The 18,479-nt window shown below is 73.6% G+C and carries 10 protein-coding genes; all 10 read right to left on the bottom strand.

Features of this window, described 5'->3' with window-relative positions; genetic code table 11:
• Positions 1 to 9: 9 nt before the first annotated feature.
• The 10 genes from O7604_RS20910 to O7604_RS20865 all read right to left on the bottom strand — a co-directional run bounded on the left by O7604_RS20910 (position 10) and on the right by O7604_RS20865 (position 18,470).
• Entirely contained in the window at positions 10 to 330 is a 321-nt protein-coding gene (locus O7604_RS20910; RefSeq protein WP_269705436.1) for a YbaB/EbfC family nucleoid-associated protein, read from the bottom strand.
• 28 nt (positions 331 to 358) lie between these two features.
• Positions 359 to 3,646, bottom strand: coding sequence for a right-handed parallel beta-helix repeat-containing protein (locus O7604_RS20905; protein WP_281577485.1), 3,288 nt, complete (start codon positions 3,644 to 3,646; stop codon positions 359 to 361).
• A gap of 4 nt (positions 3,647 to 3,650) precedes the next feature.
• The gene (locus tag O7604_RS20900; protein WP_281577484.1) at positions 3,651 to 6,659 is read right to left on the bottom strand and encodes a hypothetical protein; all 3,009 of its coding nucleotides are present in this window, start codon (positions 6,657 to 6,659) and stop codon (positions 3,651 to 3,653) included.
• A 7-nt stretch (positions 6,660 to 6,666) separates the two neighbouring features.
• On the bottom strand, positions 6,667 to 8,022 hold the full coding sequence (eccB, locus tag O7604_RS20895; RefSeq protein WP_269705433.1) for a type VII secretion protein EccB: 1,356 nt from the start codon (positions 8,020 to 8,022) through the stop codon (positions 6,667 to 6,669).
• A gap of 6 nt (positions 8,023 to 8,028) precedes the next feature.
• The gene (gene eccD / locus O7604_RS20890) at positions 8,029 to 9,438 is read right to left on the bottom strand and encodes a type VII secretion integral membrane protein EccD (protein WP_281577483.1); all 1,410 of its coding nucleotides are present in this window, start codon (positions 9,436 to 9,438) and stop codon (positions 8,029 to 8,031) included.
• Positions 9,439 to 9,451: 13 nt separating this feature from the next.
• Positions 9,452 to 13,411, bottom strand: coding sequence for a type VII secretion protein EccCa (gene eccCa, locus O7604_RS20885; protein ID WP_281577482.1), 3,960 nt, complete (start codon positions 13,409 to 13,411; stop codon positions 9,452 to 9,454).
• Positions 13,408 to 13,806: a hypothetical protein gene (locus tag O7604_RS20880; RefSeq protein WP_281577481.1), complete on the bottom strand. Its 399-nt coding sequence runs from the start codon at positions 13,804 to 13,806 to the stop codon at positions 13,408 to 13,410. The genes eccCa and O7604_RS20880 overlap by 4 nt, the downstream gene beginning before the upstream one ends.
• 2 nt (positions 13,807 to 13,808) lie before the next feature.
• Positions 13,809 to 17,144, bottom strand: coding sequence for a hypothetical protein (locus O7604_RS20875; RefSeq protein WP_281577480.1), 3,336 nt, complete (start codon positions 17,142 to 17,144; stop codon positions 13,809 to 13,811).
• A 42-nt stretch (positions 17,145 to 17,186) separates the two neighbouring features.
• Positions 17,187 to 18,044: a hypothetical protein gene (locus O7604_RS20870; RefSeq protein WP_281577479.1), complete on the bottom strand. Its 858-nt coding sequence runs from the start codon at positions 18,042 to 18,044 to the stop codon at positions 17,187 to 17,189.
• A 123-nt stretch (positions 18,045 to 18,167) separates the two neighbouring features.
• Complete coding sequence (locus O7604_RS20865; protein WP_269705427.1) at positions 18,168 to 18,470, bottom strand: WXG100 family type VII secretion target; 303 nt, start codon at positions 18,468 to 18,470, stop codon at positions 18,168 to 18,170.
• Positions 18,471 to 18,479 lie beyond the last annotated feature (9 nt).

Below are 18,479 nucleotides of genomic sequence, written 5' to 3'. Positions count from 1 at the left end.
TTTTTTCAGTCAGTGAAGATTGATTTCGACGGGGCCCATCTTCTCCGTGGCGAGCTTCCCGGCGTTCGCGGCAGCGGCTTGGATCGCCTCCATGATCGCGGTCTGCAGCGACGCTGCGTCACGCTGCTCGTACACCCGGGGGTCGACCCGGACGGTCTGGACCTTGCCGAGGCCACTGGCCATGACCACGACGGTGGCGTCCTGCGAGCGGCCGGTGACGATGGCCCGCTCCAGTTCCGACTGCGCGTTGCGCATCTGGTCCTCCAGGCGCTGCGCGTTCTCCATGAACTCCTGGAACGACGGTGGGATCGGCGTGGACTCGGGCTGCATGCCGGGCCTTTCTGTTCGGGACGGACGGTCAGCCGACGGCGGCCAGGCCGCCGAGCCGCTCGCCCACCGCCGGGCCGGGAGCGGCCAGGTCGGCGAGCGCGAGGGTACGGGAGCCGGTGCGCCGGGTCAGGGCCAGCGAGAACTGGTGGGCGGCGTGGACGGTGCGCTCGGGCAACCGCGCGGCCATCTGCGTCAGCGCCGCCCGGACGTCGTCGGGCACCTCGTGGCCCCGCCGTACCAGGTGCCGCAGCACGATCGTGGCCAGCTCGTCGGTGCTGAACTCGGGCACCGACCACTGCTGGCCGAACACCTCGTTCACCGCCGGCACCGCGGCCCGCAGACTCGCCAGCGCCGCTTCCTCGCCGGTCAGCACCACCACCGGGTCGCCGAGCCGGGAGCGCATCCGGCCGGCGAGCGCCTCGGCGATCTCCGGCGCCACGCCGGAGCCGTCGTCGACGTAGTCGAGCTGGAGCACACCGCCGGCCGCGTCGTCGAGGGCCGCGTCCACCAGGCTCCCGGCCTGGCCGGGCCACTGCGGCGCCAGTTCCCGGCTCGTGCTCACCCGCACCAGCTGGCCGACCGGCACCAGGCCCAGCTCCGACAGGCAGGCCGCGTACAGCCGGACGTACTCGCTGCGGCCGCTCCCGGCCCGGCCGCCGAGCAGCACGTTGCCCGTGCGGCCGGGCCCGCGGCGGCGGTTGCGTCCCTCGCAGAGCTGCAACAGCGTCTGCCCGGCCGCCTCCTTCACCCGCTGCCCGCCGACCAGGCCGCAGATCCGCTTCCAGCTGCGGGCCGCGTTGATCGCGCCGGTCGGGTCGGTCGCCGCGTCGGGTTGCTCGCCCTGCTCGACCGGCAGGTCCTCCAGCTGCGCCAGCTCGGGTTCGACGTCGGCGGCGGTGAGCCGGTTGAGCTCGCTGTCCTTCGTGGGCGGCGTGGTCGCCAGCCGCGACGCCTGGTTGTTGATCAGCGCCTCGAACAGCTTGCGGGCCACCCGGCCGTTGCCGAACGTCGCGTTCTTCGGCACCCGCGTGAAGTACGCGGTGAGCGCCTCCACCGCGTCGTCGGTCAGCTCGTAGTAGTGCTTGCTGACCAGGTTCGAGGTGATGGTGACGAGTTCCTCGACGGAGTAGTTGGGGAACTCGATGGTGCGGGTGAAGCGGGACGCCATACCGGGGTTGGAGGCGAGGAACTGCTCCATCAGCTCGGAGTAGCCCGCGACGATCACCACCAGCTCGTCGCGGTGGTCCTCCATCATCTTCATCAGGGCGTCGATGGCCTCCTGGCCGAAGTCCGGCCCGGAGCCGCCCGAGCCGCTGGACAGCGTGTACGCCTCGTCGATGAAGAGCACGCCGCCGAGCGCCTTGGTGACCAGCTCGGTGGTCTTGATCGCGGTGGAGCCGATGTACTGGCCCACCAGGTCGGCCCGCGCCGCCTCGACCATGTGGCCCTTGGACAGGATGCCCAGTTCCTTGAGCACCGAGCCGTACAGGCGGGCCACGGTGGTCTTGCCGGTGCCGGGCGGGCCGGCGAAGACCAGGTGCCGGCTCATCGGCGGCATCGGCAGGCCCATCTGGAGCCGGACCTGCGACATCTTGATCAGGTTGATCAGCGCGGTGACCTCCTGCTTCACCCCGCGCAGGCCGATCAGCCCGTTTAGCTCGCGAAGCGGCTCGCTCAGCTCGTCCGTGCCGTTCTCCTCCGCCGTACCATCGTCGCCGGCCACCGGGACCGGCGCGGCGGCCGGCGGGCCGGCGGGCGCCGGGGTGGCCTGCGGGCGGCCCACCGTCAGCGCCTCGGCGGTCACCGTGGCGCCGGGCGCACGGCGGACGTCCTCGCCGCCGCTGTCGCGCACCACGCACCGGGTGAGCGCGACCGGCTCCACGGTGTCCACGCCGATGCCGGCCGCGCCGCTGCCCAGCACCTCCCCATCGCTCACCGAGCCCCGGGAGCCCGCCTCGAAGACGATCCCGTCGGCCCGGGCGTCCCGCACCCGGGTCTGCGTGACGCTCGCCGAACCGGTGACCCGCAGACCGTCGCGGGCCGCGCCGACGATCTCGCTGTCCCCCAGCTGGAGCGCGCCCTCGGCCAGCACGCCGGAACCGCGCAGCAGGGCCGCGCGCAACGTCAGGTCGGCGCCGGCACCCACCCGCACGCAGGCCGCGCCCGTGCCGGTGAGGCGGGCCTCGTGGACGACGCCCCGCGCCGGCCCGGTCAGCGCGAGCGCTGTCGCCTCGCCCGCGTCCACCACCAGATCGGTGCCCTCCAGCGAGGCACCGTCCTGGACCAGCACCCCGTCGCCGGTGGTGATCTCGGCGCGCAGCCGCTGGAGCACGACAGCCGACTCGCCGGCGAGCACGGCGACGTTGTCGCGGGTGCCCCGCACCGTCAGCCCGAGGAACCGGGGTGAGCCACCGCTGACGGCGACCCCGACCGGCGCGTCCTGGACGGTGCAGTCGGTGAAGGTCGGCCGGCCGCCGCCGAGCACCTGGATCGCGGTGTGCCCGGCACCGCCGAACGTGCAGTTGCGGAACGACGGCGACGCGCCCTCGGCGATGTGCGCCGACTGCACCGCGGCGCCGGTGAACGTCGAGTCGCTGATCTGCACGTCGGCCTCGCCGCGGACGAAGACGTCGACGTTGCCGCTGCCGGTGACGGACAGGCCCCGGATGCGGGCCCAGGCGCGCTGCTCGACCACCAGGGCGGGCTTGCCGGCCCCGGTGATCTCGCACTGCTCGATCGTGAGCCGGGCGTCGCCGCCGGCGCACACGCTGTTCGCGCCCGCCGTCCGCAGGCGGCAGCGGCGCAGCGTCAGGGCGCTCTGCTCCCCGACCACGACGCTGCTGGTGGCGACGTCGTGGACATCGGTGTCCTCGATCGTGCTCGACCCGGCCGACATCACCACCACGCCCGCGCCGGCCGAGCTGGTCACGTCGCAGCCGCGCAGCGCGACGGTGCCCTGCATTCGGGCCAGCAGCGTCACCCAGGAGGCGCCGCCGACCCGGCAGTCGTCCAGCGCCACCTCGCCCGCGTACACGTCGACGGCCGCCAGCGTGGTGTCGGCGCTGCTGAGCGTGATGCCGCGCAGCTGGGCACCCTCGCCGCGCACGACGAGGACGCTGCCCTCCTCCACGTGCACCTCGACCGTGCCGGGCTGGGCCGCGCTGATCGTCACCCGGTCACCGACCACGAGCTTCTCGACGTACCGCCCGGGGTGCACGTCGATCGTGGCGCCGGGCTCGGCCCGGGACAGCGCGGAACCGATCGTCGGATAGGAACCGGGCTTCCGGTCGCCCACCACAAGAACCTGCCGACTCACCGCGTCATCCCTTCCGGTCCAGGCCGGGCAGCACCCGCAGGCGACCGCGGGCCGCCGCGCCGGTGCGTACCCGGGGCTCGGCCGTGGCCCAGCGCTCGACGCTGCGCCGCAGCGACGTGATCGCCAGGTCGTCGAGCGACACCCGGTTGGAGTCGACCCGGCCGGTGTCGTCGATCTCGTTGGCGCCGATCTCCCGCAGCAGGACCGCGCCGCGCTCGCCCGCCGCCGGCCGGCGCAGGTCCAGCACCTTGAAGTTCGTGCCGGGCAGGAACAGCACCCGGTCCTCGACGCGCTCGTCGCCCTCGGGCTCCAGCAGGCTGGTCCGGCGGGCGGTCATCGACCAGATCAGCACGTCGGTGTCGCCGTCCTCGGACGCGCACGGCTGGGTGAGCGCGTTGACGAAGCTCCAGTCGGTGACCAGTCGCCGGTCCTGGTAGAGCGCCCACTCCCCGGCGGTCGGGGACAACCGGTAGACGGTGGTGCCCCGGAACGACGGCATCCGGGAGACCCCGGCGACCACGCAGCGCGCGAACGGCACGTGCGGCCCCTTGCGGCCGGAGCGCAGGCCGGCGTCGACGCCCGGCCCACGGCCGGTCAGGTAGAGCCGCAGCGCGACCGAGTCGGCGAGGACGTCCTCGGTGGACACCCCGGAGCCCTGCATGCCCGGGTGCTCGGACATGATCCGGGACACCGAGCTGGCCATCACGTCGAACTCGCGGCTGAGCGTGCGGCGCAGCCAGGCGCGCTCGTCGACCAGCCCCTTCTTCTCCGACAGCAGCGCGCCCGCGCCGGCCGACGGCACCGGCTGCACCCGCGCCTCGGCGGCGACCTCCGACGGCTCGTCGGCCTCGGACGGCTCGGCGGTCTTCGCCGTCCCGGCGGTCTCCTCGGTCTTCTCCGTCTCGGGCACGTCCACCGTTCGGGGCACGTCCGCCGGACCGGTCGGAGCGGACGGCAGGTCGACTGCCACGACGGGTGCCGGCGCCGGAGGCACCACCGGTCCGGCGGCGACCGGTGGGGTCGCGAGCGCATGACCGAAGCCGGCGGGCATGGTCGGCGGTGCCGGCTCGTCGGCGGGGGCGACCGGCTCGACGGCGCCGACCGGCGGCGTCGGTGCGGCCACCACAGCGGGTTCGACGGGCGGCGCCGGCTCGAGCGGCGCGGGGGGCGGTTCCGGCAGCTCGGACACGAGCGGCACGGCAGGCGGGGCCGGCAGCCCGGACGCGGGCGACGCGGACTGCTCGGATGCGAGCGGCACCACGGGCGGTACGGCCACGACCGGCGGCGCCGACGGGAGCGGGATCGCAGGCGAGGCCGGCGAGGACTGCGACGCCGGCGGGGCCGAGACCACAGGCGACGCCGACGGGAGCGGGATCGCGGGCGGGGCCGGCAGGTCGGAGATCAGCGGCACGGCGGGCGGAGCCGGAAGCTCGGGCACGACCCGCGCCGCGGGCGGATCCGGCGGTCCCGGCACCAGCGGGACCGCGGGTGGGGCCGGAAGCTCGGACACCAGCGGCGCCACCGGGGGCGGCGGCAGCGGGGGCGCGGCGGCGCGCGTCTCGTCCGGCGCGCCGACGGCGGGCCCGGTGACCGGGGCGGGCACGGCGACCACCACACTGTCGGCCGCGGGCGGCGCGACCGGAGCGGGCGGGGCGGTCTCCGCGTACACGGGCACCGGCGCGACGGTGCCCGCGGCGCGCATCTCGGCCTCGAGGTCGACGACCATCTCCGCCCGGCTGGCCGGTTTGGCGCCGGGCACCAGCACCGACGCCGGCACCAGCGCCCGGCCCGTGCCGGTCATGCCGTCGACCCGGGCGGCCAGGTCGAGCGCCAGTTCCCGCATCCGGTGGGTGCTGGCGTGGACGGTGTCGTCGAACACGAGCGTGCCGCTGCGCGCGTCGAGCATCGCGGACCGCACCTGCTCGGCGTTCTTCGGCTCGGCGGTGGAGCGTACCCACAGGCCGGTCTGCACCACCTCGACCACCGCGCCGGGGGCGAACCAGTAGACCCGGGGCGCGACCTCCTCGGCGCCGGTCAGCGGCGGGCGGTGGCTGAGCACGGTGGGCCGGCGGGCCCGCGAGTTGGGGTGCGCACGGGGCGAGTACGACAGTTCGAGCGCGTACGGTGCCCAGCCGAACGCGCCGTCCGGCAGGACGGTACGGATCTCGTAGCGGTGCGGGCTGCCGATCGGCACGCCGGTGTAGCAGGTGACCTCGGTGTTCAGCAGGTCGGCGAGCGCCTGGCCGAACGCCTCGCCCTCGGGGATGCGCACCTCGCCGAACTGCACGAAGCGCACCCGCTGCCGGTTCTCCTCGTCGAGTCCGCGCCAGAAGCGCACCACGTCGTCGAGCGACAGCGACGGCGTGCCGGGGCAGCCCAGCAGCACGGTCATGGTCTCCGGCTGGCAGGGCACGTACGTGGTGAGCCGTTGCCGTTGCGGGTCGACCACCTGCGGGTCCCGGTTGCTGTGGATCCAGACCCCGGCCGGGATCGGTTCGATCTCGGCGGTGGCGCTGGACGGCCGGGTGTCGATCGCGGCCCGGTCCCACCGCGGCGTCGGGTAGCGCTTGGCGTCCCAGGCCGGCGGGCGGCCGGGCCGGAACCGCACCCAGCCGCTGCCCGGGACGGAGTGGACGAACAGCGTGCCGGCCGAGCCGCGTACCAGGTCGCCGTCCGGAGCGATGACGGTGCGGTTGAGGCGTTCGGCCAGCCACTGACCGGCCATCGCCGCGGAGTTGCCGTGCCGGCCGCAGGCGATGAGCCGGATGCCGCGGCGGCGGCGCGGCAGCACCCCGGCCATCGACTCCCAGGCGCTGATCGGCATCCCGTCGCCGAGGTCGAGCACGACCACGTCGTTCTCCGCGTCCTCGATCATGGACAGGGCGAGCGACTGGGCCTCGGGACTGATGGCGTCGTCGGCGTGCACCACGAGGGCGTTGCCGACGGTGTGCTGGACGACGCCCTCCGGACGGTCCTTGCCGCCACCGAACAGGTCCCGGATCCGGGTTGCCATGATCGACCTACCCCACTTCTGCGGCCGCGACGGCCCTCGTGCTCAGCACCGGCCCCTGGGGCATCAGCGCCAGCAGTTCTCTCGGGAAGGGAACGTTCACGACCCGGTCGAGCTTCAGTGCCCGCACCGCGTCCTGGTCGCCGATCGGGTACGCCTTTCCGTCCTCCGCGATGTAGGTGGGCAGGGGCTGCGCCGCGCCGGTGCCGACCGGTGCCGGGAGCACCGCCATGCCGCTGCCGGGCGCGGTGAGCACCGTCGTGCGGCCGTCGGGGCGGACGCCGGAGCGGGCCAGCGGGACGAGCACCGCGGTGCTGTCGAACCGCGTCCCGTCCACCGCGCTCTGACGCAGGCAGAGCGCGTACGGGCCGGGTTCCTGCGGGGTGAGGCCGGTCAGGTCGGGCAGCCGGGTGAGCAGCGACCGGTCGGCCGACATCCGGGCCGCGGCGAGGGCGGCGGCGCTCAGCTCCACCGGCTCCTTTCCGGAGGTGGCGGTGGCCAGCAGGAACTCGGTCCGGCTCAGCGGCGCGAGGCCGTCGCGGCGCAGCACCAGGAACTGCTCCGCGCCGGTGTCGGGCCGCTGGCGGAACAGCGTGCCGACCGGGTACGTCCTGTCGCCGACCCGGCCGGAGCGGCCCGCGCCGGGGATGGTGGCCGGTGCCAGGTCCGGCCCGTCGGGCAGGAAGTCGAGCCAGTCGCCCGGGGCGGGCACCTTGCGGGTGGTGGTGGCGCCGAGCGCGGCGAGCACCGCGGGGTCGGCGATCCGGTGCTTGCGGCCGGCGGTCACCAGGTAGGCCGGTCCGTCGGCGCCGCGCACGACGGCGAAGCGGTCGGCCGGCAGCGGGACGGATTCGGCGCGCGGGTCGAGGTTGAGGCCGAGCCGGTCGCCGGGTTCGTCGGTGACCGAGCCGGGCAGGCAGGCCAGCCACGGACCGGCGACCATCGACCCGGTGGCGACCGACTGCGGGGCGCCGTCGATGCCGATCGACGGTCCGCGCGGGACGTCCTTGATCGACTCCTTCGAGATGAGCTTGACGGTGGCGCCGCCGCCCTGGATCAGCATGGCCGAGGTCAGGTTCGGCGTCGGGCGCAGCACGCCGTCGAGGTAGACGTACCGGTTGCCGCTCTCCTTCTCCACCAGGATCACGCCGCTGCGGGTGTACGCCTTGCTGCCGCCCGGGACGATCCAGCCGTAGACGGCGAACCCGGCCACGACCAGGACGCTGATGAGCACGCCGAAGGCCAGGCCGGTGACGGCGCGCTGCCCGGGTATCTCCGCCGTGGACGGGTCGCCCTGGACCAGGGCGGAACTCAGCCGGCCCATCATGAACTGGTGGGCGTGGACGTGGTCGCGCTGGGTCTGCACCGCCGGCTACCCGAAGAGTCCGCGGGCCCAGGCGTAGAGCCCCAGCACCTGGGCGAGCACCGGCAGCACGGCCAGGCCGGTGGCGACGTCCAGCCCACCGGCGGTGTACTCCCAGAACGGCAGCATGCGCCGCGGCCACGGCCGCAGCGCGGCCATCACCAGCGGCACCAGAAGGGCGACGAGCCCGCCGAGCAGGACGTACCGGCCGGTCGGGGCGAGCTTGTCGGAGAACATCAGGGCCACCATGAGGTAGCCGACGGTACCGGCCGCCACCAGGGCGATCCGCTGCCAGAGCCCGAAGAAGGTACGCGAGCGCAACAGGATTGCACTCGATGTCACGAGCACGAGCGTCCACCCGGACCAGCCCGGCACCCGCATGGTGTGGTGCATCAGCACGGGCAGGACCAGGGCGGAGGCGGTCATGCAGGCGGTCAGGTAGGTGTCCGCCTCGTCGGCGCGCGACTTGACCAGGTCGGAGTCCTCCGGCTCGATGTCGTACGACATGTCGGCGCCGGTCTTGGGCAGTTGCGGCCCGCGCAGCCGGGCCAGTTTCACCGCCGCCCGGGGCGCGATCACGATCAGCACCAGGATCACCGACACGGCCATGGCGGAGACCTTCGGCGCGGTGAGCGCGAAGCCGTCGCCGGCCAGCAGCACGAGCACCACCATCGCGGCGGTCAGCGCGACGATCAGCAGCGGCGCGAACGGCATGACCGGTGTGACGGTGCGCTGCGCGATCAGCAGGAACACGGTCACCGCGACGACCGCGACGGCGGCGGCCAGTCCGGCGCCGGCGTTCCAGGCCACGCCGTCCGGGTCGCCGTCGACGGCGCTGGACGCGGCGACCGCCGCGAAGAACGCCGCGCCGCCGCCGAACAGCAGCGGGATCGCGCCGTCGGTCTGCTGGCGGGCGCTGACGACCGACGCGGTGAACAGGCCGGCTGCGAGCACCGCGCCGGCGATCACCTGGGGCAGCACCGGACCCCGGTCCACGAGTACGGCGGCGATCAGCCCCATCGCCACCGTGCAGAGCACGAGGAACAGCACCCGGCGGTACTCCGGTTGCCACCTGTCGGCGCGCCGGTTGACCACCGTGGCGACGCCCTCGGCCAGGTCGTCGAAGTCCAGTTCGGGCAGCGGGTCCTGCGCCGGGCGCAGGTGCAGTTCCTCCCCTTCCAGCCAGTCCAGGCTCTCCGGCGTGCCGGACAGCTCGAACGGCGCCTGGCCGAGGCGTTGCAGCACGAACGACTCGTCGGGCACCTCGCCGTCGGGCACCCGGGCCAGGTCGGTGGTGTGCCGCACCAGCAACGGCATCAGGTTCGCCACCGGCATCCGTACCGGCACGGCCAGATCGGCCCGGCGCGCCGGGCCGATCACCGTGATGCGGCACAGTTGGTCGTTGAGCGCTGCGGTCACCAGCGAGCCTCTCTCATCGGGCCGTGTCCGACACGAAACCGGTCTGCATCAGGCGTACGCCGCGCCGGGTGACGAGCTGGGCGCGTCCGGGCGGCAGTTGGCGGGGCTTCGCCTCGCCGAGGAACTTGCCCTCCTCCTTGGGGTAGGAGAAGAGCGTCGCGGGCGTGCCCAGCTCCCACATCCGCCGGATCACCGGGTCCATCATGGCCCGCATCGCGCCGGAGGTGCTCCGCGCGACGATCACGTGCAGGCCGATGTAGGCGCCCTGGGCCAGCAACGGCAGGAGCGGGTCGAGCGTCGAGCCCATCCCGGTGCTCTTGGTCATCAGGTCGTAGTCGTCGACGATGACGAACAGCTCCGGCCCCTCCCACCAGTCGCGCTTGCGCATCCGCTCGGACGACACGTCCGCGCCGGGCATCCGCCGGTTCATCGAGACCGACGCCTGGCCGGCCAGCTCGTGCATCTTGTCGCCGGTGAACGCGAAGCCCACCTGGTACGCGGCGCCGATCGCGGTGTCCAGGTCGCGGCGCGAGTCGCCGAGCACGACCTTCGCCCGCTCCGGCGGGTAGTGCTGCTGGATGGACCGCAGGACGAGCCGGAGCAGGTTGGTCTTGCCGGTCTCGCTGTCGCCGAGGACCAGCATGTGCGGGGTGGTCATGAAGTCGTGCCAGACCGGGGCGAGACGCTGCTCGTCCTGGCCGATGACGAACTTGAAGTCGGACTCGGGCGGCGGCAGTGTCTCGACCATCAGGTGCGCCGGGAGCATCCGTACCGGCGGGGCGGTCGGGCCGGGCCAGAACGTGCCGATCTCCTCGACCACCGACTTGGTCGCCTCGGCCAGGTCGCTCACCTCGGAGCTGCCGTCCATCCGGGGCAGCGCGGCCAGGAAGTGCAGCGCACCGTCGGTGAGGCCGCGGCCGACCTGGTTGGGGACGGTGGCGGCCTTGCGGGAGCCGTGCTCGGACTCCATCGCGTCGCCGAGCCGCAGCTCCAGCTTCGTGCCCAGCAGGTCCCGCATCCAGGTACGCAGCTCCGACCAGCGGGTCGCGGTGACGATCACGTGCACGCCGAAGGACAGGCCGCGCGAGGCGAGCTCCTGGAACTTCTGCTCCAGCTCCTGGAAGTCCTGCTTCATCGTGTACCAGCCGTCGATGACCAGGAAGACGTGCCCGAAGCCGTCGTCGATCACCCCGTCCGCGACCTTGGCGAGGTAGCTGGACATGGAGTCGAGGCCGTGCCGCGCGAACTCGGCCTCGCGCTTCTCCATGACCTGGAGGACCTCCTCGACCGTCCGGACGACGCGGTCGCGTTCCATCCGGGTGGCGATCGAGCCGACGTGCGGCAGACCGGCGATCGAGGCGAGGCCACCGCCGCCGAAGTCGAGGCCGTAGAACTGCACCTCGCGTGGCGTGTTCGCCAGCGACAGCGCCAGGATCAGGCTCCGCAGCAGCGTCGACTTGCCGCTCTGCGGGGCGCCTGCGATGCCGACGTGGCCGTCGGCGCCGCCGAGGTCGACCACCAGCAGCTCACGGAGCTGCTCGGCGGGCCGGTCCACCACACCCACCGGAACCCGCAGGCCGCCCTGGACGGCCGGGTCGTCGATGGTCATGCCGCGTACCGGGTCCGGCAGCACGCTCGGCATGAGCGAGTCCAGGCTCGGCGCGCTGGACAGCGGCGGCAGCCAGACCTGACGGGCCGGCGGGCCCGAACCGGCGAGCCGGTCCAGCAGCACCTCGACCAGGCTCGGCCCGTTCGCGTCGGCGGCGGGCTCCTCGACCTGCTCGGCCGGGCGCTCCGGCCCGGGGTCGTGGCGCACCGCCACCTGACGGGTGGTGAACGGCACCACGTCCGCGGTGGGCTCGTCCCCGGCGTCCGCGACGTCGCCGCGGCGTCCGGTTCCGGTGTACGCGCCGGACACGTACGCCGCCTTGAAGCGCACCAGGTTCGTGGTGTCCACCTTGAGGTAGCCGTTGCCCGGCTCGGGCGGCAGTTCGTACGCGGCGCCCACGCCGATCACCGACCGCGACTCCATCGAGGAGAACGTGCGCAGCGCCAGCCGGTACGACAGGTGCCCCTCGACCCGGTTGATCCGGCCCTCGTCCAGGCGCTGGGAGGCGAGCAGCAGGTGCACGCCGAGCGACCGGCCGAGCCGGCCGATGGACACGAACAGGTCCATGAACTCGCTCTTGCTGGACAGCAACTCGCTGAACTCGTCCACGATGATCAGCAGCACCGGGAAGGGCACGAGCTGGGCGCCGTTGCCGCGCGCCTTCTCGTAGTCGAACAGCGAGGCGTAGCCGCTGGCGCGCAGCATCTCCTGCCGCCGGGTCATCTCGCCGTTGAGCGCGTCCTGCATCCGGTCGACGAGCGGCAGCTCGTCGGCCAGGTTGGTGATCACCGCCGAGGTGTGCGGCAGCTTGTCCATGCCGAGGAAGGTGGCGCCGCCCTTGAAGTCGACGAGCACCAGGTTGAGGATCTCCGAGCTGTGCGTCGCGGCCAGGCCGCAGACGAGGGTACGCAGCAGCTCCGACTTGCCCGAGCCGGTGGCGCCGATGAGCAGGCCGTGCGGTCCCATGCCGCCCTGCGCGGACTCCTTCAGGTCCAGCTCGATGACCTCACCCTCCTCGGTGACGCCGATCGGCACCATGAGGCGGTTGCGCTGCGGCGTCCGGGTCCGCCACAGGGCCTGCACGTCGAAGGTCATCGCGTCGCGGATGCCCAGCAGCGTGGTCAGCTCGAAGCTGGTGTCCAGCGGCTCGTCGGAGACATCGAGCGTGCCGCTGGTCCGCTTCGGCGCGATGATCCGGGCGAGGGCCTCGCACTGGGTCTGGTCCAGACCGTCGCGCCGGGCCGTCCCGGTCGTGGCGCCGGCCGGGAACTCCACGGTGTCGTCGGTGACTGTCAGCCGCAGCACCTTGGGGCCGCCGGGCATCGCGCCGGTGAGATCGAGCAGCACCACGTTGCGGATGCCCGCGCCGAGCAGGCGGGAGCTGTCCGGCAGGTCCACCAGGTGCGCGACGATCACCAGGAACGGCTCGCCGGTGGTCGGCTTGACGGCCCGGTCGTGGTCGCCCCGGTCGGTGATCTCGGGGCCCAGCAGGTCCATCAGCGCGTCGTGGCTGCCGGCGAACATCCGGACCGGGCCGGCCGCGTCGTACGCGGTGGGGTGCGCGTTGTGCGGCAGCCACTTGACCCACTCCCACGGGCCCCGGTGCACCTCGGCGGCGAGGACCGCGATCCGCAGCTCGTCCGGGGCGTGGAAGGTGGCCAGCTGCGCCACCATGGCCCGGGCCAGGTCGATCGCCGGGTCGATCGCGCCCTCGAACTCGACGCTGGTGAAGCTCGGCAGGCCGACCGAGGTGGGGATGCCGGACACCGTCCGGTACGCCTCGGAGAACCGCCGCAGCGAGATCGACGACAGCGGTTCGAGGTCCTCGATCGGTTTGGTGGACGGCGGGTTGAACTTCAGCATCGCGGTCTGCCGGCCGAGACCGATGCGGACCCGGCCGAAGTCGTCGTGGCTGGGCCGGCGTTCCCACAGCCGGCTGCCCATCGCGATCGACCACAGCCAGGCCGGCTGCGGGTTGTTCCACAGCACGTGCCGGCGTTGCTGGTCGGCGGCCTCGCGGGCCTGCTTGCGCAGCTGCCCGATGTAGCGCAGGAAGTCGCGCCGCTCGCCGCGCATCTTGCGTTTGCGCTCGGCGGCCGCCCGGCCGATCTGCATGACGCCCATGAGCAGCATGCCGCCGGCCATCGCGCCGCCCATCACGTACATGATCGGGGTGCGGTTGTAGAGGCCGAACATGGCGAGCATCGCGCCCATGCCGAGGCCCATCGGCACGACCATCGCGAACGAGCGGAAGTCGAGCGGGGCCTCCTCCGCCATCAGCGGCGGCTCCTGCAGCTCGATCGAGCCTTCCGGCGCCTCCGGGCCCGCCGCGCGGGGCGGGCGCTTGACGGTGACCGTACTCATCCGAGCGTCCCCGCGTCGGCGCCGTCGTCGCCCCAGACGGTGCGCTCCTGGCGCAGCAGCTTCACCGCGTAGCGGTCGTTGCGGTAGCGCTCGGCCACCTTGACGTCGTCGTCCTCCTCGGCCTGGCGCTTCTTCTCCTTCTTCGCCCGCTCCTCCTCATCCTTGCGGAGCCGCGCCTGCTCGGCCCAGAACGCCTCGGCGCGGGCGGACGCCTCCTTCTCCTCCTCGACGAGCGACGCGGAGAACTCCGCGTCGCTGACGCCGGGCTCGCCGCAGCGGCGCATCTTCTCCAGGTCGACGCTGAAGAAGTCCAACGTGCCGTCGGCCGGCCGGGGCGCCTTCGCGGGCGCGACCCGCCGCCACACGGCGCGCGGGCGCTGCGGTGTCTCCGACATGGTCACCCTTCCCTGCCGTCGTCGGTGGACGTGCCGGTCAGCCAGTCCGCGTCGCTGAGGTCGTCCCAGCCCGTCGTGTCGTCCGGATCGTCGTCCGGGCGGACGAGAGGAACGTGGTCGTCGGCCGCCGGCGCGGTACGGCCGCCGCCCCAGACGGCGTCGTCCTCGCGCAGCCCGGCGGCGGGCTCCCGGCCGGCGCCGGGTTCGCTGTCGTCGTCGCGGTCGGAGGGACGCCGGACCGTGCCGGCCCGGGCCGGGTCGTCGGGGTCCGCGCCGGCCGTCGCGCGGCCGGACGTCTGCGGTCCGGAACCGGCGAGTCCGGCCACGGCGGCGGCACCGGCCAGACCGAGCGCGCCGGGGACCGCGACCGCCACCTCGCCCTCGGCCACGACCGCGGCCACGCCGGCCTTCCGGTGCGTCCCCTCCGGACTGCCGCCTCCCGGCGACGCCGGCTGGTTCGCCTGCGCGGACGGGTTCGGCTGTGCCGGCTGGTTCGGCGCGGCTGCCTGGGCGGGTGGGTTCGCCACCGGGCCGGGTTGGGCGGGCAGGCCCGGCTGGCCGGGCGGGCCCGGCTGGCCCACGATCACCGGAGCCGCCACGACACCGCCGACCACCGGCTCCGCCGGAGGCGACGCGACGGCTGGAGGCGGCGCAACAGCCGTTGGTGGCGCAACAGCCGTGGGTGGTGCGACGGCCGCGGGCTGCTCGGCCCGCGGCAGCGGTTCCACCGCCGGGGACAGGTCGACCACGGTCGGCACCTCCACCGCCGTCGGCGGTGCGATCACCTCGGGTACGGGCGCACCCGGCGACGTACCGTCGATGCCGGACACGGGCGCGGCCGGAACCTCCGGCGCGGCCGGTTCCTCGGCGGCGGCCTCCGGCACGCCCGGATCCGGGCCGGCGGGCGGACCGTCCGGGCCCCCCGGTTGGGAGCCCGGCACGCCGGTGACCGGCGCGGAGCCGTCGAGTCCCGCGCCACCGGCCGCCGTGCCGCCGCCCGTCTCCGGCCCGCCGTCTCCCGGTCCGGCCGGAGTCCAGTCGGCCCCGTCCGTCCGGATCAGGCCGGACGCGTCGGGCGCGGTCCGGGGTGCGGTGCCGGCGGGCGCGTTGCTGCCCGGCGGGCCGGCCATCGGCGGCACCACACCGGCCGTCGGCGGCGTCGCACCGGTGCTCGGCGACACGGCAGGCGCGGAGTGGGTCGGCTCCCCCAGCCCGGCGCCGCCGGTGTCCACCCCCGTCGGCGCGTGCGGTGTGCCGGTATCGGGGGTCGACGGACGCCAGTCGTCGAGGTCGGCCTGGATCAGCCCGGAGGCGTCGGGCGCGTCCGGGACACCGCCGCCGGGCGTGCCCGCACCGGCGCCCGGCGCACCCGGCGCTCCGGGCATCATCGGCATGGCGGGGCCGGCCGGCGTCGCCACCGGCGAGTCGACGCCCGGAACCACGGGCGGGGCGGCGGGGAGCTGCGGGCCGTCGACGCCGAGCCCGTCACCACCGGCCGGCGCACCGCCCGACCCGTCCGGTACACCCGCGTCCACGCCCACCGGTCCCCAGGTCTCCGGGTCGCCGCTGACGAGTCCCCGGGCGTCGGGCGACTCGGCCCCGCCGGGATTGTTCGCGCCGCCCGCGGGACCCGGCATGCCGGGCATGGGCGGCATGCCCGCACCGAGCCCGGCGCCGCCGGACGAGGCGCCGGCCGGCGCGCCGGGGACCGGCACGCCGTCGAACCCGGGTGACCGCCAGTCCGCCTCGTCGCCCTCCACCAGGCCCTTGGCGTCCGGGGCCTCGGGGACACCGGATCCGCCGCCGGCACCGGCACCGGGAGCGCCCGCGCCGGGCATGCCCGGCATCATCGGCGACTGGAAGCCGCCGCCGCCGGGCACGGCGCCGCCGGGGGCGGCCGGGATGTCCACACCGTCGACGGCACCGGGGACGAAGTCGTCGCTGTTGCCGAGCAGCCCGTTCGCGTCCGGCTTCTCCGGCAGGCTCGGGCTACCGCCCGCGCCGGGGCCGGCGCCGCCGGGTGAGCCGAAGCCGGGGACGCCCGGCGCGGTGAAGCCGCCGCCCGGTCTGCCGATGCCTGCGCCCGTGCCCGCCCCGGGCTTCGGGCCGCCCACGTCACCCGGTCCGGAGAACGACGGCGGCTTGACCGAACCGGCGCCGCCCGCACCCCCGCCGAGGTTGGCCGAGCCCGGCGGCTTGATGCCCGGCGGTACGACACCAGGGACGAAGCCGCCCGGCAGGCCGCCACCACCCGGTAGGCCGCCACCACCCGGGAAACCGGCTCCCCCCGGCCCGTTGATGCCCGGCGCGTCGAAGCCGGGCAGCCCGCTGCCACCGCCGCCGGGCGTGGGGCCACCGATCTCACCGGGACCCGAGAACGACGGCGGGGTGATTCCTCCCGGCCCCTGGCCGGGACCCGGGCCACCGATGCCGGCCAGGTTCGGCGGGGTGATCGTGGGCACCGTGATGTTCGACGGCGCGCTGACGGCCGGCGTGGTGATGCCGCCGATGTGCGGCGTGGTGAAGCCCGGCGGGGTCGTGAACGTCGGCGTCGTGAAGGTCGGCGACGGGATCGGCGGGCCCGTCGGCACGTTGACGCTTGGCGTGGGCATGCTGACCGTGGACGTCGCCGCCTTGTCGGTGGTCATCCGGTACTTCTCGGCGACCGTGTGGACGACATCGGCCATCTGCCGGGCCATCGGCTTCTCGTACTCGGTGCCGCTGATCGGCACCGGGCCGTCGCCGCTGCCGACGCCGTTCTGGGAGGCGATCGTCGCCCAGGCGCCGTCCAGGTAGGCGATCGTCTGCTGGGCCCAGGAGAGGTGGTTGGCGGCGTCGTAGAGCTGCGACGGAAGCGAGGTGACGTTCGTCGACGAGTTGATGTCGTTGGACACCGTGGTGGAGTCCGGGATTGCGCCGCCGGCCAGGTGCTCTGCCTGCTTGCCGAGCAGGTCGGCGTAGTAGTTCATCTTGTCGCGGAACCCGTTGGCCGCCGGCCCCTTCCACGCCTTGTCGTCGCCGACCATCGAGGTGACAGCGGTACGGATGGTCTGTTCGAGCCAGATCAGCAGGTCCTGGGTCGCCTGGAAGGCCTGCGCGGTCTCGACGACGGACCGGACACTCACCAGCGTTTCGGCGTGGTCCCGCCCGCTCTGGGTGGTCAGCGCGGCGCCGCCGTTCACCGCGGCCTCGAGCTTCCGCCAGCCCCGGGTCTCGTTCGCCCAGGTCTGGTAGTCGTACAGGTCGCTGACGGGGACCGTCTTCGGCGGGAAGGTGGCCCCCTCCTCCGCGGGGTCGTTCCACCCGTCGAGCTTGCTGTCACCGAGACCGTTGCCCATGCCCTGTCCCTCTTCGCGAGCGGCGAGACCTGTTCGCCCGCGTCAGTTTCCGTCGGTCTTGACGACCTTCTGGCCGTAGGTCTTCAGGTTGTCCAGGCCATTGAAGGAGTCACCCATGATCTCGCTGAGCTTGTCGGTGGTGAGCGCGTTGAGCTCTTCGAGGTTCTCGTACTCCGCGGCCATCTTCAGCAGGGCGGTCTGCACCGCGAGCAGGGCGGTGTTCATGTTGACGAGCATGTCCTTCATGTCGCCCTTGACGCCGCCGTCCTGGGCCGTCGCCCCGACGATCGCCTGCCGCAGCACCTCGGCCCGGGCGAAGGCGCCGGGCCGCGGGTCGATCGCGCTCAGCTTGTCGGCCGTGGTGAGCAGGATGTTCCCGGCGCCGGTGATGCTGCCCAGCACGTGCTCCGCGAACCACTTCAGGGCAGCGGTGTTGACCGCCACGCCACTGGTCGAGGCGGTGTCACCCTTGAACGTCGGGTCGATCGCCGGCGGTTTGAAGCCCGAGTTCGTCGGGGTCTTCGACTCGTCGATCCAGTCGGACTGGTCGGTGAACGCTGGCGGCTTCACGTTCGACGGGTCGGTGATCCGGTCCTTGTACGTCTTGACGAGGTTCTTCCAGCCGTCGGTGTCGAGGATGTTCTTGTCGTACCACTCGCGAGCTTCGATCCACTCCGGATGCTCGGCGCGGACCTGGTTCTTCCACCCCTCCAGGTTCACACCCGTGCCGTACCGGCTGTTCCTGCCGTGCTCGTGGTAGTAGGCCATCCAGGAGTCGTACGCCGCCTGGGTGGTCCCCTCCGGCTTCCCGATCACGGCGTCGCCCATGCCGTAGGCGTTCATCGCGCTGATGGCTTTGTCGTTGGGGTATCCCCAGTCAATGCGGGCCAAGGAGCTCACTCCACTCGGGTGTCGACGGCGGAACGATGGCACAGACCCCAGCGGCCCGGGTCGTCTGGCGCACCGGGCCGGGGACGGACGACGCCGGCCGCCACGCCGCGTCCGCGGCGGCCGTCCGGCGGGTCAGCCGCCGCGGACGTCGTTCCAGATCATGGCGTGACGCTGCTCGGTGGTGCCGTAGTTGTCCGAGATCTGCAGCAGAGTCTGGCGGGCCTGCTCCAGGTAGGCGACCATCGAGTCGGCCGCCTGGTTCCAGGCCAGCTTTGAGACCTTGTACTGCTCCTGGGCGGCACCGGTCCACTGGGCGAGGCTGGCCTCGACCGTCTGCTCCATCGCCTCCAGCGACGACTGGATCTGGCCGTTGATGCGGTTCATGTCGGTCAGCACGGCGTCTGCCTGCACGAAGTCGAAGGTGTAGTTGGACATGTCGGTCCT

Origin of the sequence: Micromonospora sp. WMMA1947 (assembly GCF_027497355.1) — a bacterium.
GTDB lineage: Bacteria > Actinomycetota > Actinomycetes > Mycobacteriales > Micromonosporaceae > Micromonospora.
Note: the sequence above shows the minus strand (reverse complement) of the source record. Positions and strands in the feature narration are given on the sequence as shown.